This is a genomic window from Solibaculum intestinale, assembly GCF_040096205.1.
GTDB classification, from domain to species: domain Bacteria; phylum Bacillota; class Clostridia; order Oscillospirales; family Acutalibacteraceae; genus Solibaculum_A; species Solibaculum_A intestinale.
In genome coordinates, this window is sequence record NZ_JBBMFD010000007.1 from 76146 (window position 1) to 101844 (window position 25699).

Annotated in this window: 21 protein-coding genes, 1 tRNA gene and 1 rRNA gene; 11 read left to right on the forward strand and 12 right to left on the reverse strand. The window is 57.1% G+C overall.

Translation table 11 applies throughout. The features are described from left to right. Positions 1-12: 12 nt before the first annotated feature. Positions 13-1473, forward strand: coding sequence for a GldG family protein (locus tag WMO26_RS06045; protein WP_349218915.1), 1461 nt, complete (start codon positions 13-15; stop codon positions 1471-1473). Beyond that, positions 1470-2933, forward strand: coding sequence for a DUF4340 domain-containing protein (locus WMO26_RS06050; RefSeq protein ID WP_349218917.1), 1464 nt, complete (start codon positions 1470-1472; stop codon positions 2931-2933). The genes WMO26_RS06045 and WMO26_RS06050 overlap by 4 nt, the downstream gene beginning before the upstream one ends. 183 nt (positions 2934-3116) lie before the next feature. Here the strand turns inward: WMO26_RS06050 and WMO26_RS06055 are convergent, their stop codons facing one another. Then, positions 3117-4349 (reverse strand): uroporphyrinogen decarboxylase/cobalamine-independent methonine synthase family protein, encoded by a 1233-nt coding sequence (locus tag WMO26_RS06055; RefSeq protein WP_349218919.1) that lies wholly within the window; start codon positions 4347-4349, stop codon positions 3117-3119. 217 nt (positions 4350-4566) lie between these two features. Between WMO26_RS06055 and hflX the strand changes: the two genes are divergently transcribed. Beyond that, the gene (gene hflX, locus WMO26_RS06060; protein ID WP_349218921.1) at positions 4567-5823 is read left to right on the forward strand and encodes a GTPase HflX; all 1257 of its coding nucleotides are present in this window, start codon (positions 4567-4569) and stop codon (positions 5821-5823) included. Between the two features lie 97 nt (positions 5824-5920). Here hflX and WMO26_RS06065 read toward each other — a convergent pair whose 3' ends face one another. The 10 genes from WMO26_RS06065 to WMO26_RS06110 form a co-directional block, all read right to left on the reverse strand. Then, positions 5921-6172 (reverse strand): TfoX/Sxy family DNA transformation protein, encoded by a 252-nt coding sequence (locus WMO26_RS06065; RefSeq protein ID WP_349218922.1) that lies wholly within the window; start codon positions 6170-6172, stop codon positions 5921-5923. An 11-nt stretch (positions 6173-6183) separates the two neighbouring features. Further along, positions 6184-6906: an NAD-dependent protein deacylase gene (locus WMO26_RS06070; RefSeq protein ID WP_349218924.1), complete on the reverse strand. Its 723-nt coding sequence runs from the start codon at positions 6904-6906 to the stop codon at positions 6184-6186. A gap of 135 nt (positions 6907-7041) precedes the next feature. Continuing rightward, positions 7042-7332, reverse strand: coding sequence for a hypothetical protein (locus WMO26_RS06075; RefSeq protein WP_349218926.1), 291 nt, complete (start codon positions 7330-7332; stop codon positions 7042-7044). A 272-nt stretch (positions 7333-7604) separates the two neighbouring features. Next, positions 7605-7817 (reverse strand): helix-turn-helix domain-containing protein, encoded by a 213-nt coding sequence (locus tag WMO26_RS06080; RefSeq protein ID WP_349218928.1) that lies wholly within the window; start codon positions 7815-7817, stop codon positions 7605-7607. Between the two features lie 182 nt (positions 7818-7999). After that, complete coding sequence (locus tag WMO26_RS06085; protein ID WP_349218930.1) at positions 8000-8584, reverse strand: dipicolinate synthase subunit B; 585 nt, start codon at positions 8582-8584, stop codon at positions 8000-8002. Continuing rightward, the gene (gene dpsA / locus WMO26_RS06090) at positions 8572-9465 is read right to left on the reverse strand and encodes a dipicolinate synthase subunit DpsA (protein WP_349218932.1); all 894 of its coding nucleotides are present in this window, start codon (positions 9463-9465) and stop codon (positions 8572-8574) included. The genes WMO26_RS06085 and dpsA overlap by 13 nt, the downstream gene beginning before the upstream one ends. Positions 9466-9656: 191 nt before the next feature. Continuing rightward, positions 9657-10655 carry an asparaginase domain-containing protein gene (locus WMO26_RS06095; RefSeq protein WP_349218933.1) on the reverse strand — a complete coding sequence of 333 codons (999 nt, stop codon included), beginning with the start codon at positions 10653-10655 and terminating at the stop codon, positions 9657-9659. Between the two features lie 20 nt (positions 10656-10675). Continuing rightward, on the reverse strand, positions 10676-10831 hold the full coding sequence (locus tag WMO26_RS06100; RefSeq protein WP_349218935.1) for a hypothetical protein: 156 nt from the start codon (positions 10829-10831) through the stop codon (positions 10676-10678). Between the two features lie 42 nt (positions 10832-10873). Continuing rightward, positions 10874-10990, reverse strand: a 5S ribosomal RNA gene (gene rrf, locus WMO26_RS06105). 165 nt (positions 10991-11155) lie between these two features. Further along, positions 11156-11698, reverse strand: coding sequence for a DUF2284 domain-containing protein (locus WMO26_RS06110; RefSeq protein ID WP_349218936.1), 543 nt, complete (start codon positions 11696-11698; stop codon positions 11156-11158). A gap of 280 nt (positions 11699-11978) precedes the next feature. Here WMO26_RS06110 and WMO26_RS06115 point away from each other — a divergent pair, with 280 nt between their 5' ends. Further along, positions 11979-14651, forward strand: a complete 2673-nt coding sequence (locus WMO26_RS06115; protein ID WP_349218938.1) for a YfhO family protein — start codon at positions 11979-11981, stop codon at positions 14649-14651. A gap of 6 nt (positions 14652-14657) precedes the next feature. Then, complete coding sequence (locus WMO26_RS06120) at positions 14658-15605, forward strand: glycosyltransferase family 2 protein (RefSeq protein WP_349218940.1); 948 nt, start codon at positions 14658-14660, stop codon at positions 15603-15605. Positions 15606-15880: 275 nt separating this feature from the next. Here the strand turns inward: WMO26_RS06120 and cysK are convergent, their stop codons facing one another. Continuing rightward, positions 15881-16825, reverse strand: a complete 945-nt coding sequence (cysK, locus tag WMO26_RS06125) for a cysteine synthase A (RefSeq protein ID WP_349218942.1) — start codon at positions 16823-16825, stop codon at positions 15881-15883. A 111-nt stretch (positions 16826-16936) separates the two neighbouring features. On the opposite strand from cysK, the gene WMO26_RS06130 reads away from it, so the two are divergent. From WMO26_RS06130 to WMO26_RS06155, 6 genes are all read left to right on the forward strand, one after another. Continuing rightward, positions 16937-17239, forward strand: a complete 303-nt coding sequence (locus WMO26_RS06130) for an MGMT family protein (RefSeq protein WP_349218944.1) — start codon at positions 16937-16939, stop codon at positions 17237-17239. Between the two features lie 106 nt (positions 17240-17345). After that, positions 17346-18899: an oligosaccharide flippase family protein gene (locus WMO26_RS06135; protein ID WP_349218945.1), complete on the forward strand. Its 1554-nt coding sequence runs from the start codon at positions 17346-17348 to the stop codon at positions 18897-18899. 229 nt (positions 18900-19128) lie between these two features. Further along, on the forward strand, positions 19129-19476 hold the full coding sequence (locus tag WMO26_RS06140; RefSeq protein ID WP_349218947.1) for a phasin family protein: 348 nt from the start codon (positions 19129-19131) through the stop codon (positions 19474-19476). Then, positions 19442-21052, forward strand: a complete 1611-nt coding sequence (locus tag WMO26_RS06145; RefSeq protein ID WP_349218949.1) for an ABC1 kinase family protein — start codon at positions 19442-19444, stop codon at positions 21050-21052. Before WMO26_RS06140 ends, WMO26_RS06145 begins: the two co-directional genes overlap by 35 nt. 164 nt (positions 21053-21216) lie before the next feature. Then, positions 21217-21292, forward strand: a tRNA-Lys gene (locus WMO26_RS06150). A 636-nt stretch (positions 21293-21928) separates the two neighbouring features. Then, positions 21929-25411: a rhamnogalacturonan lyase family protein gene (locus WMO26_RS06155; RefSeq protein WP_349218950.1), complete on the forward strand. Its 3483-nt coding sequence runs from the start codon at positions 21929-21931 to the stop codon at positions 25409-25411. Positions 25412-25699: the final 288 nt, after the last annotated feature.

Here is a 25699-nt window from a genome sequence, read left to right on the forward strand (position 1 = left end):
GGGATGACTTTTATGAAACAGAAATTCTCAAAAAGCCGTTCCTTCCGGTACGGCGGAATTGCGACCGCCATCACCGCGGGCTTTATCGTGGTGGTGGTGCTGTTAAACGTGCTGGCCACCACTCTATATGAGCGGTTCCCGCTGGGGGTGGACCTGACCAGCGACCAGAAATTCACCCTGTCCGAGGAGGCAGTCAACTATCTTGCCGACGTGGATGAGGACGTTGTCATCTACATGCTCTCTCCGCGGGAAACCTATGAGGCCTACGATGAGAGCACCGGCGTTCCGCTCAACCGTCTGCCCCGCATTGCCGACGAGATTTCCAAGGCCAACAACCACATCAAGGTGGAATACATCGACCTGGACGCCAACCCCACCTTTGCCCAGAAATACAGCGAAGAGACCCTCTCCCAGCTGCATATCATCATCGAATCGGCCAAACGGCACTTTACCATCAGCGTTTACGACCTATTCGACATCCAGACCAGCCCTACCACCGGCACCCAAAGCGTGACCGGGGAAAAAATCGAGCTGACGCTGGTATCGAAAATCCTCTCCTGCGCTATGGACACCGTGCCTAAGGTCTCCTTTGTCACCGGTCACAACGAAGATACCGCTTCCCTTGCCGCCTTCAAGCAGCTCTTATCGGACAACGGGTATGAAACCAACGAAATCAGCCTGGGCTCCGACGGCATTCCCGAAGACACCAACTTTGTGGTGATCGCGGCGCCCAAGCTCGACTATACGGCGGAAGAACTAAAGGTGCTTGACGCCTTCCTGGCGAAGGACGCCAACAATCCCACCCTGATGGTCACCTTCAGCGCTTCCTACGCGCCCCTTGACAACTTCGATGCGTTCCTCTCTGAGTGGGGCATCAAGGCGGGCGACGGAATGTTGGTGGAAACCCAGCAAAACCGCTATTTTACCAACAGCCCCAACATTGCCATCGGCAATCTGGGCTCCAGTGAATACGCTTCTTCCTTTGCCTCCAGCCAGGTGCCGCCGGTTGTGGCCAATTCCAAGCCCATTGAGCTGCTCTTTACCAGCAAAGGAAACGTGACCACCGAGTCGGTGGTCACCACCTCCAACACCGCACAGACCGTGGACGCCGACGGCAACCCGGACGAGACGGGGACCCGTGCCTACGACGTGCTCACTGTGTCTAAGAACACCCGTTACGAAGGGACCACGGAGTTTAACGCCAATGTGGTTGCGGTGGGTTCCAACGACTTCTTTAACGCGTCGTCCATCTTCTCCTGCATCAACGACGACATCATCATGAAAATCTACAATTCCATCAGCGGCCGGGAAGGCCAGGATGTTGCCATCAGCACCCGCACCGTGTCTGACACGGCCATCAGCGTAACCAATACCCAGGCGGTCTGGATCGGCATTGTGCTCTTTACGGTAACCGTTCCGCTTCTTCTCTTAATCGCGGGTGTCGTGATCTGGCTGCGAAGGAGACATCTATGAGGAAACAAGTCAAGACCCTAATCATCGTGGGTGTGGTCATTGTCGTTCTGGCTCTGGCCACTGGAGCACTTTTCCTGTTTGGCTCAGGCGGCGGGGGGGAAAGCTCCTCCTCCGCTTCCCAGCACGAGCTGGCGGCGACTTTTGTGGATAAGACCAGTGACGATGTACAGAGCGTGACGGTCCAGAACGAAAAAGGGGAATTCACCGCTCAGCGCGAGGAGGATGCCCTGACCATCTCCCTGCTCAGCGGACTTGCCACCAACAGCACTGAGCTTGAGAACCTGGCGGTGGCCGCATCTGGCTTTTACGCCGAGCGTCTTATTGAAGAAAATCCGTCCCATCCGGCTGACTTTGGCTTAGATCCGGCAGCTGCCCAGGTTTCGGTTACCTATACCGACGGAAGCACCTTCTCCATTGAACTGGGCAATGCCTCCGCCTCCGGCGGCCGGTATGCCCGCATTCCTGGGGAAACCAAGGTCTATCTTCTCACTGAAACCACCGACTCCTTTTTCTACGGTGTCAACCAGTTCGTCTCCAACGTGATCTTTGACGCAGGGCTGACGGAAGAACAAAAGGACGAGGCGGTGTTTGTCAAGGCGGAGCTGGGCGGCACCCTGCATCCGCAGCCCATCGTCATCGAAAGCAACCCCTATAAGAATGTGGAGACCCATCCCGCCGGCTATGTGGACAAGGCCATCACCTCCCCTTACTTTGCAGGGGCCAGCGTGAGTGTGGACAACGCCTTTCCCTCCGGTCTTACGAAGATTCTCGCCTCCAGCGTGGAGGCTGTCGTTACCGACCCGGCGCAGCTTGCCCAGTACGGGCTCGATCAACCCTACTCCACCCTTTCGTTCTCCTTCCAGTCGGGAGATGAGACGTATAACGGAAGCCTCTGGATCGGCTCGAAGAACGACGAAGGCAATTATTACGCCACCACCGCGGACAGACGGGTGGTTTATGTGGTCAAAGCCGACAACGTATCCTACATGGAGCTGACCGACCGCCAGCTTCTATATCCGATTCCCGTGCTTATCAACATTCAGCTTCTCTCCTCCTTTGACATCGACGCTTCCCAGGTAACGGCGAAGTTCGAGCCGGTGGTCACGGAGGAAAACGGCTCCAAAACCGTCACCGGTGGCGTGGCCAACGGCAACGGCGTTTCCGCCGACTGCATCAAGAAGCTGTACGAAAGCCTCGGAAAGCTGTCTGCCGACGAAATCACAGACCGGGAGCCGGCCGGCGAACGGCTGATGACGGTCACCTACCGCTTCTCGGATGGGGCTACCGCTCCGATCACGGTGGACTATTACTACGACACGGCGCGCACCGTGCTCGTGAAGGTCAACGGCCTGGAAAACGCGCCCAACTACATCATGCAGCGCAAGGCCATCGATTCCTTCCTGAACAAAACCCAGAAAGCGCTCAACGGCGAGGTGGTCGTTCCCAGCGCTACCGACTGATACAACGGCAAAAGGCCGGAACGTCAATGACGTTCCGGCCTTTTGTTCTTCTCTTGGGCTGGCGTGGGATACGCGAAAGGATCAGCCGTATTTCCCACTCTCAGGGCCCAGGCTAAGGGCTTCCTTGCATCGCCGCGCAGCGGCGGGAGACTTATCCAAAACCGGCGGCTCAAAAGAAGGGCTTTATTCCTCCCAATGCTTCTCGAGCAGACTGCGGATGATCTCCATCGCCCGGCGGGGCCGCCCCAGGTCTCCTTTGAGGGTGTAGATATCCCGGAAGGAAAATTCCAGCCGACAGCCTTTGGCAGCACGGATGGTTTTTAAGATATGGGCTTTGAAGCCTTCCTCGTCGAACACGTCGTCCGCCCCGATAAAGTTGGGGCTGGGCTTACGGTGGTAAACCACCCTGCCGCCGCGCAAAAACTCACCCATTTTCTCCTCGTCGGCCCAGGGGGACACCGATACCTTGCATAGGTTCTCAAGCTTGCTGACACAATTTTCCCACACCGGGTCCACCGGCTCACAGCAGCCGTAGTTGAGCCGGCCGAACTTCTCTCCAATGCGCCGATAGTAAGGGAAGAAAAATTCCGCGAACATGTCCGGGCTGATGGCCACCGTCTCCTGGGAGTCCATAAAGCCCCAGGTGTCCTTTAAAGTCACCTTGCCGGGCTCGGCGGACAGCTCATGGGTAAACGCCCAGGTGCCCTGCCCCAGCCAAAGGTTATGGTTGTTGACGGTGAGCATCCCGTTTTTCTCCAGGTCCATAAGGAACTCCAGATAGTCGTTGCTGAGCCGGTCCATCATTTCGTGCACCAGCTCCGGATAATCATAAATGGAGAACATCATGGTCTCCATGGACATGTACCGCAGCAGCCACTGGGTCAGCACCGCGTAGGGCGGCGGCGTCTGCACCTGAACGGGAAGGATATCCCCGAACACGTCCTCCACCTGTGCTTTCCATGCATCCGCTTCCTTGGTGCCAAAGGTCCAGGTGGATTTTTTGAACTTATGAAAATCATCCTCCAAATCCTCGATCACGGGAATCACATGATACCCCACACTCTCTTCGCTTTCCTGCCGGTTGAAGGGCAGGCCGAAGGGGACGAATTCGGCATGGTTTTCAATCAGGAAAAAGTCCGGCACCACCCGGTCGTCCCCGATGAGCTCATGGACCACGATCTGCTTGCGGACTTCTTCCTCGATGCGGCGTCCCTCTTCGGTTTCACAGGCAAGGGCGGGACGAATGTCGTCATAAAAGGTCCAAGGTTCAAAGGTAACCATGGGGGTCACGGAGCGCTTGTTGTCATTAAAATCGTACCAGCGCTGCTTGCGCTCGGCCATCACCGGTAAGTTGGCGTATTCCATCTGCTGCTTTGCCAGCTCCCGCAGCAGCGCCCGGTCTTTTTGCGAAATCATCGAAAGTTCCTCCTTCGCATTGGGTTACCCTCATTGTATCAAACCCGCTCTCCCCTCTCAACTGCAATTTTAAGCGTTTTCGTTGCGTTTTTTTGCAAAAAATGGTCCGCTCTTTCACCCATTCGTTGAAAAACGGCCCCAATCCGGGTACAATAAGGAAAACACCGTTATTTTTCCCGCCGCCGTCTGCCGCGGCCAACCTTAAAGGAGAACCACTATGATCGAAACCACTCAGGAATTCACCCCGCCCGCCGCCGTCCTGGTCGCGGTGGACTGCGGGGATTACGACGTGTCCGCTTCCCTCGACGAGCTTTCCGAGCTTGCCAAAAGCGCGGACATTCGTCCCGTCTCCCGGATCATCCAGAAGCGCTCCTCGCCGGACACCGCCACCTGCATCGGCAGCGGACGGCTTGCGGAGTTAAAGCAGCTGTGCGAGGCGGACGGGGCGCAGATCGTCCTGTTCGACTGCGAGCTGACCCCCACCCAGCTGCGCAACCTGGAAAAGGACACCCGCCTTCGCGTCATCGACCGGACCATGCTGATTTTGGACATTTTCGCCGCCCGAGCCCACACCAGCGAAGGAAAGTTACAGGTGGAGCTGGCCACCCTGCGCTACATGCTCCCCCGTTTGACCGGACGGGGCGTGGAAATGTCCCGCATCGGCGGCGGCGCCGGGACACGCACCCGCGGCGCGGGCGAAACCCAGCTGGAAACCGACCGGCGCCACATCCGCCGCCGTATCGACAGCCTCAGGCGCCGCCTGGGCGAGGTGGAGCACCGCAGGGAAAGCCTGCGCACCCACCGCAAAAAGGCGGGCACCCCCACCGTGGCGCTGGTAGGGTATACCAACGCCGGCAAGTCCACCCTGATGAACGCCCTTACCGACGCAGGGGTTTTGGTGGAGGATAAGCTGTTCGCCACCCTGGATCCCACCGCCCGGGCCCTCAAGCTGCCGGGCGGGCAGTCGGTCATCCTCATTGACACCGTCGGCTTGGTCCGCCGCTTGCCTCATCATCTGGTGGACGCCTTCCGTTCCACCCTGGAGGAAGCGGCGCTGGCCGATGTGATTCTGAATGTGTGCGACGCGTCCAGCCCCGAGGCGGCGGTGCACCTGGAGGTCACCCGGGACCTGCTCGATTCCCTGGGCTGCGGGGATACGCCGGTCATCCCGGTGCTCAACAAGTGCGACCAGGTGGGCGGACTCGACGAGCTGCCGGTGGTGGGCAACGCCGTGCGCATCTCCGCTTTGAATCACCAAGGGCTCGACGCCCTGCTCTTTGCCATCGAAGCCGCCCTTCCGCCCATGCGCCGGCGGGTCAAGCTCCTTTTGCCCTTCAACAAAGCGGGCCTTGCCGCCCTCATCCGCAGGGACGGGGTGGTGGAGTACGAGGAGTACACCCCCGACGGCCTTGTGCTGGTAGCGATGGCGGACATCCGCATTTACCACGAAATCAAGGACTATGTGACTGAATAACCACAAAACACCCCGGCTAGCTGCACAGCCGGGGTGTTTTGTATATATTTCCGCTTATTATACCGATTGTATTCACTTGATAGAACATAACCGTATATTACAGGCTCTTGAAAAAGGCGCGCAGCCCGGCCTTGACTTCGTCGGGCAGATCCTGCTTGCGCACACCCAGCACCGCCCCTTGGAGCGCGCTCAGCTCGTGCAGGCAGGCGCCCGGGTCCTTCTCCCGCAGGCGCAGAAACGTTTCCTGCACGCCTGCTTCCCGGAGCTTTTCCGGGGTGTCGATCCCCACCTGGCAAAGGCGCTGGGCCAAAACCGCGCCGATGTTGGGCAGGTCGGTGAGTTTTTCCATGGTTCTTCCTCCTATTCGTTGCAAAAAGGCGCGAGCGCCTTGCCGATGCTTTCGTGAAGCAGCAGGTCGGCGCTGTCGTCGGCCGGGGTTTGGGATTTGTTGATGAGAACCAGGTGCTTGCCGGAATAATACTGCAGTAGCCCCGCCGCCGGATAGACAGCCAGCGAAGTCCCTCCTACCAGCAGCACGTCCGCCCGGGAAATGTGCCACACCGCCTCCTCCAGCACCCCTTCGTTTAGGCATTCCTCATAGAGCACCACGTCCGGCTTGATGATCCCGCCGCAGGAGCAGACAGGCACGCCCGCGCTGTCCCGGACCGTCTCGGGCAGGTAAAAGGTATGGCAGCGGGTGCAATAGTTTCGGTAGATGGAGCCGTGCAGTTCGAGCACCTTGCGGCTTCCCGCCTTCTGGTGAAGGCCGTCGATGTTCTGGGTTATGACCGCTCTGAGTTTTCCCTTTTGCTCCAGCGCGGCCAGCGCCTTGTGTGCGGCGTTAGGCTTCGCGTCAAGGCAGAGCATTTTATCCCGATAGAAGGTGTAAAACTCGTCGGGATGGGCTTCAAAAAAGCTGTGGCTCAGGATGGTCTCCGGCGGGTAACGGTAATGGGTGTGGTAAAGCCCGTCCACGCTGCGAAAATCCGGGATTCCGCTCTCGGTGGAGACGCCCGCGCCGCCAAAGAACACCATATTGTCGCTCTGTTCGAGGAGCGCGTGCAATTGGTCGAGTCCGGTCATGCCGATTCCTCCCTTCGGTTCTACTGCCATGATAGCACCGTTGGGGCTCGGGCGCAATGCGAAAAGGCGGGAATTGGGGAATCGTTGTCGTATGCTTCCTCGGCTTTGCCGTCGTCGGCCTTTTCCGTCCGGTTCTTACCTGATTTCGTGTTCCTTTCTTTCGCCTCTTTCTTTTGGCGGAGCAAAAGAAAGAGGCATTCTAAAAATCATTCGAAAAGTGAGTTTCAGGGAGAAAGAACAGCCCTGGGATTTGCCAGCTTTTCTTATACCGGGTTTTGCAAAGAATCCGTTTTCCGCTTTGCCGCCGTCGGCCTTATCCGTTCGATTCCCACCTGATAACGTGTTCATTTCTTTCGCGCCGCCGAAAGAAACGAACCAAAGAAAGGGCGGCTTAAGGGAGAAAAACGGCATAAAGTTCGGGGGCAAGGTTTTTCTCCCTTAAGAATCCCTCTAGGCATTCAGCCGGGCTGGTGAAATAGATTCACAACTAACTTTGCCGGTCGCCTGGGATTGGTGAATATATTTCATCAAGGCTTGTTTTCTTCCCTCTGCCCTCCTCCGATCAGAGGGGGATTTTCAAGGGGGAAAAATTTGTGTCCCCGTCCCTAGCGCCTTTTTCCCCCTTGAACTGCCTTTTCTTTGGTTCGTTTCTTTTGGCAGCGCAAAAGAAATGAACACCCAAAAAGAGTCCTGAACGCTTACGGAACTGGCGAATCCGAGATGGTGAAGAGCTCATTAGGCGTACAGTGAAAAATATGGCAGAGGGCCTCGATATTATCCCGGCTGATGGAACGGGTTTGATTGTTAATCATGCGGGAAAAGCTTTGATAGCTCATATTGAGCTGCTGAAACAGCCAATACCGGCTTTTTCCCTCTCTCTTGAGCAATGCGTCTACATTCAACGTCACCATAAGCTTTCACCTCGTCTTAATTATGACATCCAAAAATAAAAACAGGAACCCACCCATATCAGTAATACTGGTGTGAGTTCCTATGTAAGCAGTATTTTTTGTTTTCAAGCTTATCAAGATGCCATCCGTAATTATAAACAAAAAGGCCCTCCGGTTCCGCCGGAGGGCCTTTTTCGTTTTCTTCACGCGTCGTCCCGCACCAGGATGGGCTGAATCTGCTTGCCCAGAAGGGCCTGCTCGAAGGCGGGAAGAATCTGGGTGAAGTCCGCCACAATCGAGGTGGGCTTCTTGACAAAATCGTCCTGCCGCATGGGGACAAAATAGAAATGCTTGCGGTTTAACAGCGTCCCGATGTTGGCCGCCGACCCGGACAAAGCGTCGTTAGTGGAAACGGCAATCAAAATCGGCCGCTCGTTTCGCAGGGTGGACTTGACCGCCAGCGTCACCGGCGTGTCGGTGATGCCGTTTGCCAGCTTTCCCAACGTATTGCCGGTGCAGGGGGCGACGATCATGGCGTCCACCACCTTTTTCGGGCCGAAGGGCTCCGCCTGGGGGATGGTGTGGACAATGGGGTTCTGGCAGATGGCCTCGATCTGGTCGCGGAAGTCCTCGGCCTTGCCGAAGCGGGTATCGGTGGAATAGGACACGGTGGACATAACCGGCACCACCTCATAGCCCGCGTCCACCAACACCTGCATTTGTGGGATGACTTTTGCGAAGGTGCAGAACGACCCGCACATCGCAAAGCCTACTTTCAGCTTTGACATGGTGTCTCCTCCTCCAAAATATTCATCACCGCGTCCTTGATGATGGCGCCCGCCGTGGCGGGGGCGACTTTGCCGGGCAGAGACAAGGCCAGGATGCTCTTGACCCCCAGCTCTTCCGCCGCGGGATAATCCACGCCGCCCGGTTTGGACGCTAAGTCCACGATGACCGTATCCCGCTTCATCTTCTTGAGTACCGGCCGGTCGAACAGCAGCGCCGGGACGGAATTGAAGACCACATCCGCCTTGGCCGCCGCATCGGCCAGGCAGGCGATGTTCCCATGCCGGTAGCCGTACACGTCGCACCAGGCGGAGTCGCTCACCCGGCGGGAGGCCACCGTCACCTTCGCGCCCAGCGCCGCCAGTTTCGCCGCCAGCACCCTCGACACCCGGCCGAAGCCGGTGAGCAGGCACTTGGCGCCGTGGAGGGTGACGGTGGTTTCCGCCATGGCAATCTGGATGGCGCCCTCGGCGGTAGGGATGGCGTTTCGCACGATGAGCTCTTCGCGCTTGTAGTAATCAATCAGTTTCAGGCCTTTTTCCCGGGCCTTCTGGGCCAGGGCGGGGGTCACCATACCGCCCAGCAGGAGCTGGCCGGGGCCGGCGGCGGAAAAGAGCTCGTGTAAGTAAACCGGCTGGCAGGACAGGGGGGCCGTAATGGTCAGGGAATCCTGGGATAGGGGGATGGGCAGCAGGACGAACCGGCTTTCCACCACCGCTTCCTCCACATTGCTGGCCCGCTTGATGGCGCTGCCCAGCTCAATGCCGTTGTCCAGTCCAAACACCTTTACCTCAAATCCGCTCTCCGCCAGCAGGCCCGCCGCTTTGGCAATGCGCATGTCGCCGCCCACGACCGCGCAGGATTCGGTTATATGGTTATGCATCGTAATGGATTGACACCTCCAATGATCGGAAAAGTCCAACCCACAGGAGCCGCTTCCCGGCGGCCTCGCGGCCCGGGACAAAGCGGGAAAACCGCGCCTTTGCACAGCAAAAGCCCTCCATATGTGTTGTACTACATCATACGGAGGGCTTCTTTGAAATGTGCATATGGATTTGGGGGCGGTTTTCCCGCTTATTGGGCGTTAAGAACGGCCTGTCGGGCGGCTTTGCGGTCCTTTTCGAAAGTGCCGTAGGCAAGGGAAAGGCGGGTGAAGGCGGCTTCTTCGATTAGGCCCGGCAGCGGTATGGCGCCGGCTTGTTCAAGGACGCTGGTAGAAGGGTAGACCCCGCCGTCTTTGCCGATGGGGGCCAGATACACGTCGATGCCCCGGTTGACACAGGCACGGATAAACGCAGCCGAATCGCATTCTCCGCCTCGTCCCCCGTCCAGGCAGGCGGTCGCGGAATGGTAGAGCAGGTGGAGCACAGCCTTGGGTGGGCAGCGGTCCAGGTCGAAGCGGCGGTAGTTCAGACCCGGATGGGGCAGGATGGTCAGAATGTCCCCGCTCGCTTGGGGATTTGGGCCGAAAACCGGGGCTTTGGGCGCTTTTGCAGCCCGGATAAGCCGAACCGTTCCCTCCTCCCATCTGCCGAAGGGGCCGTCCACGCTGCGGAAAACATGAGTGAGGCCCTGGGCCTGAAGAAGCGCGCCGCCCTCGTAATAGGCGGTGTCCCCCTGCTGGCAGATGGGGACGTATACTCCGGGAACGCCGGCTTGCTTTACAAAATCCACGGCGGCGCGAAAATTCCGCCGGCCGTTTTGCCGCGTGTCCTCCAGTGGGTAATGGCTGGACACCAGCAGCACCGGGATGGGCAGGTCGCTTAACAAAAGGGACAGAGCCGCCGCCGAGTAAGCCAGCGTATCGGTCCCGTGGGTCAGGATCACGCCGGACAGGGCGGTCAGAGGCAGGGCGCGCACCGCCCTGTCCATAACGATCCAGTGCTCCGGGTGCATGTTCTCACTGAGTAGGTTCAGCGGCTCGCCGGTCAGGAAGGCGACGCCGCTTTGGGGGCATTCCTCCTCATACTGGGTTAATAAGGTATAGGGCGCGGTTCCTAAGTTGACCCGGTGTTCGTCCAGGCGGCGGCTGCCGATGGTGCCGCCGGTAAATAACACGGCAATTTGCTTCATAATCCTCTCCTCCTGTCTTTCTAGGATACCCGGTTTTCTTCCCGGTACAAGGGGATTTCGTCGAACCCGGGCAAGATACCGCCCGTTTTCTTCTGCGCGCGGGGCAGCTCCCGCCTGCTCTTCATCCGCAGACGGGGGTCGAATGCGTTATCGAGCAAAGGCCGCTTTATAGCCAAACGTAAAAAAAGCCTCATCCTTTCGGATGAGGCTTTTTATGGAGTTGGCATCGTCCTATTTTCCCAGGCCGTCGCCAGCCAAGTATCTTCGGCACCGATGAGCTTAACTACCGTGTTCGGAATGGGAACGGGTGGACCCTCATCGTCATTAACACCAACCAATGCGTCGTTTCTCTTATCAGAGGCGACGCATATTACTATACCACAGGCTTTCAGAAATTGCAAGCTTTTTTCAAAAAAATTTTCCGATTTTTTCTCTTTCCTCTTTATGCCGCTGGTTCCTGCGGCCATACAAGCGCACCAAAGCCGCCTTTTCCTGCGCGCTTACTCCTCCTTAATGCAAATTAAGCCGCAAAAGTACACCTTCGGTTCGCTCCAGGAACAAGGAAGCCCCGCCTGCGCGGTGAGCGCCTGCACATCCAGGCCGTAGCTTTCCACCGAAGGAATGGCAAGCTGCGGATGCCGGCAGGGAGCATCGGGATAGGTGCAGGCCTCGCATAAGGTGCACGATCCCGCTCCCAGCAGCAGCGCGCCGGGGCATTCTCTCATCATAAGCGTTTGCATGTTCCGCATCAGCCGGTCAAAAGCCTGCTGGCCCTCGTTCATGCCGTCCACATCCAGGCTGTCTTCCAGCGGGTGGATGAGCTGTACCACCACCGCCCTAGCATACTCCCGCAGGCGGGCGGCGCACTGGTCCAAGGAACCGCAGCCGGGCGGGCAGGTCCAGCTTTTTTGGTACCGGCCGCAGTAGTTGAGGGCGCACAGGTCGCGAAACTGAGGGTCCGGCGTCACTTCCGCCAAGGAGATGACGCCCGCGCCGGTGGCGCCCAGCTCCATCGCCTTTTTGCAAAGCTCTTGTTCGTCCATCCGCCTTTTCTCTCCTCTGTGCCCATTTCGGCAGGTTTTTCAGCCAGACTTTGGTACCCTGTCCATGGGATTTTCGGCATTACTTTACCACATTCCTGCGTAAAAAGCAAACGAATCCGGGTCTTTCTGCTGCGACCCGGCTAAAAAGAATTGCCGGGTTCTCTGTGTCATGGTATAATAAGGACAATCGCAACTATAATTTTAGGCAAACTGCCAGTTACTATCCAGTATCCGCCTGTTTTCGCGGAAATTTTTGTTCGGAGTAGGGAGGTCAACCACCATGCAGCAGGGTTCCCCTCTTGTCAAAGAGCCAAACCGGTACCTGCGGGTCTTCCTGATCGCATTGGGGACGGCGGCCGTCATTTTTCTGCCGTTCGTTCTCATCGACCAGGGGTATTTCATTTACTATGGGGACTTTAACGTCCAGCAGATTCCCTTCTACCAGATGACTCACGACGCCATCCGGGAAGGGAACCTTTTCTGGAGCCCCACCACCGACTTGGGCGCCAACTTCATCGGTTCCTACAGCTTCTATAACCTGGGCAGCCCCTTCTTCTGGCTGACCCTTCCCTTTCCCAGCGAGGTGGTTCCCTATCTGATGGCGCCGCTGCTGGTCCTCAAAACGGCGGTGGCCGCCCTGACTTCCTACGCCTATATCGCCCGCTTCGTGCGCAACAAGGATTACGCCGTCATCGGCGCGCTCCTTTACGCCTTTTCCGGCTTTACCACCTATAACGTGTTCTTTAACCACTTTCATGAGGCCATCGCCTTCTTTCCTCTCCTTCTCATCGGGCTGGAGGAATTCATGCAAAACGGCAAGCGGGGCGTCTTCTGCCTGGCCGTGTTTTTAAATTGCTTTGTCAACTACTTCTTCTTCGCGGGCGAAGTCATTTTCGTCATCCTCTATTGGTTTTTGCGCCTGCCCAGCAAGGACTGGTCCATCAATCTAAAGAAGTTTTTCTGGCTGTTGTTCGAAGCGGTGCTGGGCGTAGCGCTCAGCGCCGTGCTGCTGCTGCCTTCGGTGCTGGTGGTGCTTTCCAACCCCCGTACCGACCAGCATTTCACCGGATTCTCCGCCCTTTTCTACGGCTGGGTGCAACGGTACGGGCTCATCATCGAATCCTTCTTCTTCCCGCCGGACATTCCCGCCCGGCCCAACTTCTTCCCCGACTCGGAGGCCAAATGGGGCTCGGTGGCGGCGTGGCTGCCGCTCTTCTCCATGTGCGGTGTGTTCACCTTCATGTCCTACCACCGGGGGCACTGGCTCAAGCGCATTTTGGGCACTCTCTTTATCATGGCACTGGTGCCGCTGTTCAACAGCGCCTTCTTCCTCTTTAACAGCTCCTATTACGCCCGGTGGTTTTATATGCTGGTGCTGATGATGGCGCTGGCTACCGCCATTTCCATGGAGCAAAACTTGAAAAACTATTCCACCGGCATCAAGATCACCGCCGGGTTTACCGCCACCATCGCTTTGCTCATCGGCTTTCTGCCCGCCTCGGTGGAGAAGGGCGAGGAGCAAACCTACGGCCTGATGAAGTACCCCGACCGGTTCTGGGTGTACGTGGCCATCGCGGTGGTCAGCCTAGTTCTTCTGGGTCTGATCGTCCACGGCTTTCGCAAGAACCCCAAACGCTTCTGCCGCACGGCGACCGCCACGGTGGTGGCCATCTCCGTGATCTATTCGGTGTACCTGCTCTCTCTTGGCAAAACGAGCCTTGCCGATTCCCGGGACTTTATCATCCCCTACAGCCTTAACGGCGGGGAGGACATCACCATCCCCCGGGAGGACAATTACCGCATCGACGTGCTCGACGGCAAGAACCTGGGCATGGACAACCAGGCTATGTTCTGGCAGATTCCCACCATTCAGGCCTTCCACAGCATCGTCCCCGCTTCCATCATGGAATTCTACCCGGAGGTCGGGGTAACCCGGGACGTAGGCAGCCGCCCGGAAAAGCGGTACTACGACCTAAGGTGCTTCTTGTCGGTGAAATACCTGTTTAACCGGCAGGAAATGGGGCCCGACGACGAGGACTACTACCATTACGACCTGCGTAATCAGGAAAACGGGTATTACGTCTACGAAAACCGCAACTACATTCCCATGGGCTTTACCTACGACAGCTATATCACCCGGGAGGAGTTTACCAACCGTTCCGACGCCGCTCAGCAGCGGCTGCTCCTCGCCGCTATGGTACTGGAGGAGGACGGTGTCGCCCGCAACCAGGACATCCTAACCCGTTACGACGCGTCTACTCCGCTCTCCATGTCGGACGCGGGGCTGGAAGCCTACTGCGCGGCCCGGGCGGAAACCACCTGCAAGACCTTTGATTACGATAACCTTGGCTTTACCGCCACCATCGACCTGGACAAGGAAAATCTAGTCTTCTTCTCAGTTCCCTGGGAGGAAGGATGGACGGCCCAGGTCAACGGAACACCGGTGCAGATTGAAAAGGCCAATATCGGCTTTATGGCGGTGCGCTGCCCGGCCGGGGAAAACATCACCATCCGCTTTGACTACATGACCCCCGGCCTGATTCCGGGCCTTGCCATTACCGGCGGCGCGGTGGTGGTATTCCTTCTCTACTTTTTCGGTATGCGCGCCCTTGACCGGCGCAAGCGCCGGCTCCTGGTTGAACTGGAGGGCGAGGAGGCCGACGACTATTTGAGGGACCTGCCGATAAACGGCGAAGGCAGCGACGGCATTCAGTACGACTATTATCTCAAGGACGTTTCCATCGTCTTCCCGGAAATTGAGGAAGACCGTGCCAAGGAGCCGCCAAACGATCCGTCCGCTCCCGCGGAAGAGGACTTGGTGGATCTTGCCGCTGCGGCTGAAGCGCCGGAGAAGGAAAACGAAAAGGAAGCCTCGTCTGAAACCGGTACCGACGTGCAGGCGCCTTCTCCGAAAGAGGAGAAGAACGATCCATCTCATGAGGAAGGAGCGTGATTGGGTATGGCGGCTGTGGTTTACCTGGTCGTTCCCTGTTACAACGAAGAAGAAGTGCTGCCCGAAGCATCCAAACGACTGATTGCCAAGCTGGAAGGCTTGATGGAAAAAGAGCTTGCCAGCAAAGAAAGCCGGATTCTGTTTGTGGATGACGGCAGCAAGGACAAAACCTGGGAGCTGATCGCCGGGCTGCACGAGTCCACTCCCTACGTCTGCGGCCTGAAGCTTTCCCGCAACCGGGGCCATCAGTACGCCCTGCTGGCGGGGCTGACGGCGGCCCGGGAGCTGTGCGACTGCGCCATTTCCCTGGACGCGGATTTGCAGGACGACATTGAGGTCTTCGACGAATTTTTGAAGCATTACCAGGATGGGTGCGACATTGTCTACGGCGTGCGCAAAAGCCGGGAAACCGACACCCGTTTCAAACGAGGGTCTGCTCAACTGTTCTATAAGTTTTTAAACCTGATGGGCGTAGAGGTTCTCTACAACCATGCGGATTACCGGCTGATGTCCCGCCGGGCGCTGGAGGCCCTGTCGGAATATAAGGAGGTCAACCTCTTTTTGCGGGGAATCGTCCCTTTGATCGGGTACAAAAGCGCGGTGGTCTATTACGAGCGGCACGAACGGCTTGCCGGCAAGTCCAAATACCCGCTGTCCAAAATGCTGTCGTTGGCGGCGGACGGGATTCTTTCCTTCTCCATCAAGCCCATCCGCATCATTTCGTCCCTGGGCTTTCTGATCGCCTTTTGCAGCATCATCGCCCTGCTTTACGCGCTCATCAGCAAGCTGTGCGGCGCGGCGGTGTCCGGCTGGACGGCTATCGTGGTGTCCATCTGGCTGCTGGGAGGCATCCAGCTTCTGTGCCTGGGGGTCATCGGGGAATACATCGGCCGGATTTACAGCGAGGTCAAGCAGCGGCCCAAGTATTTTATCGAGCAGTTCCTGAAAAAGTAAACCGGGTTCAGGCTTATTTTGTCCCCTGTCTAACAGGCGGAGACTCCAAACACGGCTTGTCCACGCCATCCGGCCTTCGCCTCTTTCTTTTTCCCTATTCATCTTCCCTAAAGTCCAAACCCGTACTAAGGCCGGAGAAATGTGTGCCTCTCCTTTGCTGCAACCAAGGCGGCGCATTTTCAAAAGAGCCGCGCCTTCTCGCGTGATTGTTCTTTTGCAGCCGCACGACAAAAGGAAGAGGAAGGCCCGCGGTGCCGCGGGCCTTCCTCTTCCTTTTATTTATCGCGTTCTTCTTCGAATAGCGGTGTGGACAGATACCGCTCCCCCGTATCCGGCAGCAGCACTACGATGGTCTTTCCCGCGTTTTGCGCGCGGCGGGAAAGCTCCGCCGCCGCGTGGAGCGCCGCGCCGGAGGAAATCCCGCACAAAAGCCCTTCCGTCCTTGCCAGCGTCCGGCTGGCGGCATAGGCTTCCTCCTCGGTCACCTGGAGCACCTCGTCGATCAGAGAGGTGTCGAGCACTTTGGGCACGAAGCCCGCACCGATTCCCTGCAAGCCGTGGGGGCCCGCCTTTCCGCCCGAAAGGACCGGGGAGCCAGCCGGCTCCACGGCAATGAGCTTCACCTGCGGGTTTTGCCCGCGCAGGAATTGACCCACGCCGGTGAGGGTGCCGCCGGTCCCCACTCCCGCTACAAACAGGTCTACCTTCCCGTCGGTATCCCGCCAGATTTCTGGGCCGGTGGTAGCCTTGTGGGCGGCGGGATTGGCCGGGTTATCGAACTGCATGGGAAGAAAGGCCGACTCGTATTCCTTCGCCAGTTCTTTGGCTTTTTCGATGGATCCGCTCATTCCCTTCTCTCCCGGGGTGAGCACCAGCTTAGCTCCCAGCGCCGCCAAAAGCGCCATGCGTTCGTGGGACATGGTTTCGGGCATGGTGAGGATCAGGGGATATCCCTTGATGGCCGCCACAAAGGCAAGCCCCACCCCGGTATTGCCGGAGGTGGGCTCGATGATGACGCTGCCGGGCTTGAGCAGACCCTGCCGCTCCGCTTCCTCAATCATGGCATAGCCTATCCGGTCCTTGGCCGAAGAACAGGGATTGAAGCACTCGAGCTTGGCTAAGAGCCTGGCGCCTGCCTGCACCGCCCCGCCATACCGGGACAGCTCCAGCAAGGGAGTGTTCCCGATGAGCTTTGTCAAATCGGACGCGATTCTTTCCATATCTACCTGCCGCCTTTCACCGCCGCCCTTTGCAGGCGGCGGGATCTTTGGTATCATGGTAGCATACCCAAGCGGAATTTTCAATTTTCTCAGAAAGAAAGGACGAGCCGAATGACCTTTTATGACGCGGTATATGACGCCGTGCGCCACATTCCAAAGGGCAAGGTAGCCACCTATGGGCAGATTGCCGCCTTGGCCGGAAGCCCCAGGGCATCCCGGGTGGTGGGCGGCGCTCTGTGCCGCTGCAAAGACCCTACGGTTCCCTGCCATCGGGTGGTCAACCGTCTGGGCGGCATGGCGCCGCAAGGCGCCTTTGGCCTGCCCGGGGAGCAGGAGCGAAGGCTTTTGGCCGAAGGAATCGCACTGCGAAAGGACGCCACGGTAGACCTTTCCATCTATCTCTGGAACCCGTAAACCACTCCCATCCTAACAAAACTGACATGAGCCGCCGCGTTTGGACATATCATTGATTGATGCCTTTGTACCAAAACCCTTACAGGGATCGTGAAGGTGTGAATCAATGAAAAAACGAGCGTTCCTCATCAGCGGGCTGGTCATGACCGCCACCGCCCTGTTTTTAAAGACGGTGGACATTTCCTACACCGTGTATATTTCCAACAAAATCGGCGCGGAGGGCATGGGACTTTATCAGCTCATCGTGTCGGTTTACTGTTTGTTTATCACCGTGTCCACCTCCGGCATCAGCCTGGCGGTCACCAGGCTGACCACCGAAGAGTCAGCCAAGGGCAACGAAAACACCGCCCGCTATGCTATGCGAAAGTGCGTGGCCCTGAGCATGCTGTTAAGCGTGACGGCGGGAAGTGTTCTTTTTTGTTCGGCGGGGCTCATCGGAAATCAGTGGCTTGCCGATTCGCGCACCGTTCTTTCTCTGCGGGTGCTGGCCTTTGCCCTGCCGTTTTTGGCGGTGTCCTCCTGCTTTAACGGTTACTTTTTAGCCAAACGGCGGGTGGTCAAATCCTCCGCCGCTCAGATTTTCGAGCAGTTCGCCGGAATGGCCGCCACCATCCTGGTCATCACCCTGTTTATGCCCGATTCGCTGGAATACGCCTGCTGCGCCATCGTCATCGGGTCGGTGGCCTCCGAGGTGCTCTCATGTCTCTTTGTTTTCGTTCTCTACTGCTTCGAAAAGCGCAGGACCGGGACCGACCAGCCCACCAAGCGCGGGGTGTTCAAGCGGATTTTCGCCATCATTCTGCCGGTGTCCGCCAGCTCCTACCTGCGAAACGGCCTGATTACCCTGGAAAACACCATGATCCCCGCCGGGCTCAAAAAACACGGTGCCTCCACGGAAGGGTCGCTGTCGGTGTTCGGCATGTTAAAAGGGATGGTTATGCCCATCCTCTTCTTCCCCGCCGCCTTTCTCTCCTCGTTTACGAGCCTGCTGATTCCCGAGATTTCGGAGGCAAACGCCGTCAAAAACAAACGCCGCATCAGTTCCATCGCCTCTCGGGCCTTTCAGATCACTCTGCTTTTTTCCATCGTTATGACCAGCATTTACATCTGCTTTTCCGACGAGCTGGGGTTGGCGATCTATAACTCCAAGGACTGCGGCCATCTGCTCAAGCTTTTGGCCCCGCTGGTACCCTTGATGTATCTCGACAACGTGGTGGACGGTATGCTCAAGGGCCTGGGCGAGCAGCTGAGCACCCTGCGCACCAACACCATCGACTCGGTCATCCGCATCGGCCTAATCTGGTGGCTGATCCCGATGAAGGGCGTGGAAGGGTATCTGATCGTGCTGTATTTCAGCAACGTCCTCAATTCCCTTCTGAGCATCAGCCGGCTTGTAAAGGTCTCTCAGATTAAACTAAACGTCTCCTGCTGGATCCTGCGGCCCGCGCTCTGCGCGGCCCTCTCTTCCCTTTCGGTTTCCCTGTCCTTCCGGCTGATCCCGCATTTTCTGTCCCAGCCCGCCTGGTTCATGGCCATCGAACAGATCGCGGCTACTCTGCTGCTCTACGCCCTGCTGCTGCCCATCACCGGCTGCTTTAACGGCGAGGACCTCAGGTGGTTCCAGTCCATCTTCAAAGCGTCCGCCGGGCGCCGTGAATAACTTAGGGTTCCCGCCGCACACTAAAAGGAGGGCCTTTGCCCGGCGTTTGACAAAGCGAGTGCTCACAGGTATAATGGGACATACAGATACCGGTATACCGCGAACCATTCCTAAGCGGGTTGATACCAGTCGATTGCAAAAGAGGCGCCCGCTTGTTTCGCGGGCGCCTTTCTGTTTATTCCCGGACGAATGTCCCTTCACAAGAAAAAAGCCATAAGGAGGATTTCTCATGAACTTTACGGAAGAAATGAAACGCGTGTTGTTAGCCGGCATCGGCGCGGTAGCCTGCACGGCGGAAAAAGCCGGCAGTTTGGTGGAAGAGTTTGTCAAAAAGGGCGAGCTGACGGTGGAACAGGGCAAGGTACTCAACGAGGAGCTCAAGCATAAGGTGAATGAAGCGGTGAAGGAACATGTCCGTGTGACCGTGGTGAAGCAAGAGGCCGCCGAGCCGAAGGCGGAGGATCTTCTAAACGCCGTGGACAAGCTGACCCCCGAGGAGCTGGAGGCTCTCAAAAAGAAGCTCAACGAGATGGAGAAAACCGATGCGTGCGAATGCGACACCGACGAAGAAGAATAAAGAGAACCCCACCCGGCAGCGCCTGAAGGAAATGCTGGAGATCATGGCCAGACACGGCGTGGTCAAAGGGCTGACCCCCGAAAAGCTGCGTCTGATCCTGGAGGATCTGGGGCCTACCTATGTCAAGCTCGGGCAGATCATGTCCATGCGCACCGACATTCTGCCCGAGCGGTACTGTCTGGAACTGACGAAGCTGCGCGCCGACGTTAGAGCATTCCCGTTTGAACAGGTAAAAGCGGTAATTGAGGAGCAGTACGAAAAGCCGGTGGAGGAAATCTTCTCCTTTCTGGATGAGAAGCCCCTGGGTTCCGCCTCCATCGCCCAGGTACACCGGGCGACTCTGCTGGACGGGTCGGACGTGGTTATCAAAGTGCAGCGGCCCGGTATCCGGGAAACCATGTCAAGAGACATCCGTCTGATGCAAAAAGCGGTGGGACTTCTGCATTTCGTCAGCGGCCCGGCGGGGGACGTGATCGACCTGAAGGCGGTGCTGGGAGAAATGTGGAACGTGGCCCAACAGGAGATGGATTTCCTGGTGGAAGCCGACCACATCCGGGAATTCGCCAAGTGCAACGCGGACATTGCCTATATCGGATGGCCCCAGGTGGTGTGGAAGCTGACCACGCCGCAGCTGCTGGTGATGGAGTACATCGAAGGCTATTCCCTCGACGACGGGAAGGCCCTGGAGCAGCACGGGTACGACATGGAGGAAATCGGGATCAAGCTGGCGCAAAACTACGTCAAGCAGATTCTCGACGACGCGTTCTTCCACGCCGACCCCCATCCGGGCAACATCCGGGTGCGGGGCGGGAAGATCGTCTGGCTGGATCTGGGGATGATGGGGCGCCTTTCCCCCAGGGACCAGGCGCTTTTTCGCCGTGCGGTCAAAGCCATCGTCACCTCCGACGTCTACGAGCTCAAAACCATCCTGCTCACCCTCGGCAACCACAACGGCCGCATCAACCACACCCGCCTTTATACCGACATCGACGACATGCTGACGAAATACGGCAGTATGGAGCTTGGAAGTATGGATCTGGGCAAAGTCGTCACTGAGCTCACCACCCTCGCCGCCGACCACAACATATCCATGCCCGCCGAAATCACCATGCTGGGCCGGGGGGTGGTCACCATCGAAGGGGTACTCAGCCGGGTGTGTCCCCAGGTCAATTTTATTCAGATTATGGCCAACCATCTTTCCGGCAACCTGGCGGAAGAATTCGATCTCAAGCGGGAAATCCGCCACGCGGGCCGCTCCTTTCTGTCTACCTCCCGCAAATCTCTGGACATTCCCGCACAGATTTCCGACGCTCTGAAAATGGCCATCAAGGGGCAGGGAAAACTCAATCTGGAGATTACCGGTTCGGAAGAGCCGCTTGGCCAGCTGGACAAAATGGTCAATAAAATTGTCGTCGGCATCATCACCGCGGCTCTTCTCATCGGCTCAAGCCTCATCTGCACCACGCAGATGCAGCCGCAGATTCTGGGCATTCCGTTTCTTGGGATTCTGGGATACTGTGCCTCAATGGTGATGCTGATTTGGTTGTTTGTAAAGTTTATCCATAAGAAACATTGAGGAAACGGATATCTTCCTGCCAAACTGGGAATAACTACTTGACAAGCCATTCTTCCATTGCTATAATATTTTAGTCGCTTTGCGGCTCATATTCTTAAGCAACGGGATACCAATGCGGCAGTTCAAGCGGCCTGCAGAAAGGACCCGTCAAGAGAATGGAATCTGACCCATTAGCTCAGTTGGCAGAGCACTTGACTTTTAATCAAGGTGTCCGGAGTTCGAATCTCCGATGGGTCACCAGCGGCTCGCCGCCGCGGACAAATCGCGCACTTGTACAAGTGCGCGATTTGTATTATACGCTCTCACACAAACGACATCGTTTCTCCTTTTCTTAATATCACAAAAGCACCCCGTAAACAAAAGTTTACGGGGTGCTTTTGTGATATTAAGAACGCTGTTTTGATGAATCGTATATTTTGCGCAGCAAAATATACTCCCACGGTATCGGTAAACTTGGAGACTTCATGAATCAACATTTATAATCAGCAAATTAAATATAATTATTCCACTATATTTATGAATATTGTCAATAGTATTCGTATCCAGAAACTGGTACACTTTATGCGGCTAGATCATATAAGGTGATTTTATTCATTTAGGGGAGAAAAATAAATGATTGACGCTTGATTTACGCCAAAGCGACGGACAACTATCAATAAGGCCGGCATTTTCAGCTACTCAACTTTCGTTTGGGCACAGACCAAACAAATTAACCGGATTTCCCGCAAATGTCCGCCGGCCTAAAATAAATTTCCGGCCCGACTGACGCGGACGCTGGAATTTCATACAGATCCGCAAATCTGCGGTAGGAAAGGAGGGAGAAGACGCCGGAGGAAGAATAAGAAACATCCTGAATGAAGAATGGAGGCGTAGAAAATGGCAAGAAGCAGAAAACTCGTGTCCCTGATCCTGGCGCTGACCATGTGCCTTTCTCTGTTCGCCGTCAACACAGCCGCTGCCGAAGACGATGTCGATTCCTTGCCGGAGGCTGTATTTGACGTCTACAAAAGCGAAATGGACCGCGGCTTCCTCTGCGCGGCCGTGGGCAACGGCGTATTCCTTTCCTGGCGTCTTTTCCCCGAGGAAGCCACTGGATTTGACGATGAGGCCAAGCGTCTAACAGGGACCGACTTCGCTGTCTTCAAAAATGGCGTAAAGATTGCCGATGTTACCGACAGCACCGACTATCTCGATGCCACCGGAACGATCGACGACGAGTATGTGATCGTAACGGTAGTGGACGGCAAATACGTCAGCCGCTCCAAAGCGCTTAAGCCTGCCCCCCGGCTGACCGACGGCTACGCCGACGCCAGCGGCAACGGCGCTGACCTCTCCGGCTATCTGGCGTTCCCGCTGCATCGTCCAGCCGACGTGACGCTACCGCACAGTACCATCGCCGGTGAAACCCAGACCTGGCCTTATTACATGGACGAAATGCAGGTCGCTGACGTGGACGGCTCCGGGGAGCTCTCCTTTGTCATCAAGTGGCAGGGGCATAACCCCGACGTGATCAACCCCGACTACACCACGCCGGTTATTTACCAGTGCTACAAGATGGATGGAACGATTCTATGGGAAATTAATCTGGGCATCAACATCCGCGCCGGCCAACACTACTCCGCGCCAAACCTGGAGGACTTGGACGGAGACGGCAAGGCTGAATTTTTGGTTAAGACTGCTCCCGGCTCCAAGTGGAGAAGCTTTGAAAACGGCGTGTACGACGAATCCGTCCCCTATACCTACATCACCATGGTGGAAACCGGCCAGACCCGGTGGGACGGCACGAGCAACTGGAGCCATGAGGACGACTTCCGCACCAACGACGGCACCACCACTCCCGCTACCCGGGAGGACGGGACGCTGTTCCAGTGGATGGTCCAGTTCTTTAAGAACTGGCAGGACCACCCCGAGGTACGGGCAGCCTATTACGGCCCAAACCTGGAATACAACGCCTATGAGGACCGGGGCGGCTACGGCTGGTGGGCCTATCCCCCGCAGGTGATGCTGGGGATGTTCCCGGCCGATTATGAGAAGATGGACCTAAACGGCGATACGCCCGGCCCGGTGGGGACCGCCGGAAAGTACAACACCTTTGTCGCCAGCGCCGCCGACACCGGCTGGACGCAGGAGCAGTGGGACATCCTCAACGCCATGCCAAAGGATCCCGCCGCGTTCAAAAACCATGTAATCACCGACGAAGAGGCGCTGGCACTGGCTCACCTCTTTTACGCCAGCCGCAATCCCTCCAATCGGTTTGTAAGCGGCCATGTGATCGACGCGCCGGAATTCTATACCGTGTTCAACGGCGAAACGGGCGCGGAGATGGACACTATTCCCTATGCCGTGCAGGCCGGTATGAAAGACCCGGTTACCGGGAAATATTACCCGGACATCGGCATTCTGTGGAACGACTTTACCGCCACCGTCGAGCCCATGAACCGGGTGGAGCGCAGCAAGAGTTCGGCGGCGTATCTGGACGGCCCCGGTCAAAATCCCAGCGCACTGGTGGGACGCGGCTATTATTCCCGCACCACCTTCACCCGCTATGACTGGGACGGCGAAAATCTGACCAGTAAGGTTATCGCCGATACGGGATTTGAAGTCTGCCCCAACCCGTTCAAAAACGGCCCCGTCGAATATGACTGGAGTACCTGGCCCAACATCACCACCTCCCCGAACGTTACCTATGGCAATACTCACGGCGGCCCTGGCCGCGGCGAAGGTCCCTATGTCTTCGATCCGGCGAAGCCGCGCGACGTGGTCCGGGACGAAAACGGAAAGGGCTACTCCGCCACCGAGCAGGGCCAGCATCAAATGAGCATCATGGATGTGGACGGGGACGGCTTTGATGAGATCATCCACGGCGGCGTCACCTATAACAGCGACGGCAGCATCCGCCATGTGGAATACTACTGGCATTTTGCTGACGGTTCCACCTCCACGGAGCCAGGCGTTGGCCCGGGCACCTGGGATAAAATTCAGCACGGGAACTCCATCCAGGTGGCCTATCTCCATCCCGACCAGGAAGATCCCATGACCTGGATGGACGCCGCGGAAGGCGGATGGGTCGGCGCGGTTTTGCAAAACGCGAATACCGGCGAGATCGTCTACTTTGATGCAAACGGCACCGAGGACGCCTGGTCTGGCTCAAGCCTCTACCACGGGCGCGCCACCATGGGCAAATTTACCGACGAGCCCGGCTGGCAGATTGTGGCGAGCAACAACCAAACACGCACGACGCCCATCGGCGTTTTGGGCGGCCTGCGTCAGCATGACGGTACAAAATCCCAGTATAACCCCTCCATCGGCACCAACTTCAACATCAACTGGCGCCCCAACCTCACCACACAGGTGGTCGCGGGTACCAACGCCACCTTAGGCGCCGCGGCCAACGTCACCCTGCAGGATTCCGATGGAAAGGGAGGCGAATTTGCCGATATCCTGAAGACACAGGATACCCTCGCCCACGGCGGCACAAAGGGCCAGCCTGCAATGAAGGCCGACCTTCTGGGCGACTACCGGGAAGAACTGGTTCTGGGAACGACGAATGAAGCAGGGCCTGAGCTGCGCATCTATTTTAACGCTGAGGATTCCACCCATAAGCTGGCTACGCTGATGGCCGACCGGCGCTACCGGGTGGAAATCAACCGCCAGCAGGGCGAGTACAACCAGCCGGCATACACGGGCTACTATTACGGCTCGGATATGCGCATGGACGTTTACTTCCAGTCTATCCAGCCCAAGCTTTCCTCCACGGTCTATAACGCGAAGACCGGCAAAGACCGCTATCTGGTAAACGAAACCATTACCGCTACCATCTCCACGCCCACGAGCGTCAACCAGGTGGCACTGCAGACGGAGGCCGGCCTAGGCCTGGCGGCCTTTACCAGTGTGGAGACGGTGGGCAACTATAAGGTCTGGACGCTTCAGTTCCCACTGGGCACGGCAGGCGACCGTACGCTCAGCGTCCTGGCTGCCGGGGAAGACGGCGTTCTGGCTGCATCCGGCGTGTATGTATCCTTTGCGGTTGGCAGCAAGCCGGCTGCGCCTCCGGTGGGGAACGATCCGAAAGTCAAGGAGGTCAAGCTGGTATCGGGAACCATGAAGGTAAACACACCCATCGTATTCCAAATCAAGACTACCACCGCAGTCACCAAGGTGGCGTTCTTCAACGAGTCCGGCGCAGGCCTCGCCTCTTCCCCGGCCCCCACTTATGTGGACCAGGGTGGCGAACGCGTCTGGACGGTTACGCTGTCGCTGGGTTCGCCCGGGTCACGCACGCTCAAAGCGAAGGCCCAGGGCGCCGACGGCAAATGGATGGATTCGGATCATACCATTTCATTCAGCCTGACAAGATAACCCCTCTTCGCTGCTTTTTGCAGTGCCAGCAGCATGGCCCTTATGGCGCATACCAGTTCCAGATGCACGCTTTTTTTGAGGAAGCCATCCCCGCCCTGAAACAGCAACAGACAGATGGGAAAATAATCTGTATTTTGGAAAACAGGTCTATTTTTACAATACTTTTATCCTAATATGCAATGGTATTACACAACATTGCTAGTATACTTTTAGTGAATCAAGAAAAATATTACAAATATGACGAATTTGGAGTTTGCCTTCTTCTCTTCCCTGTTGCAGGATTGTTGT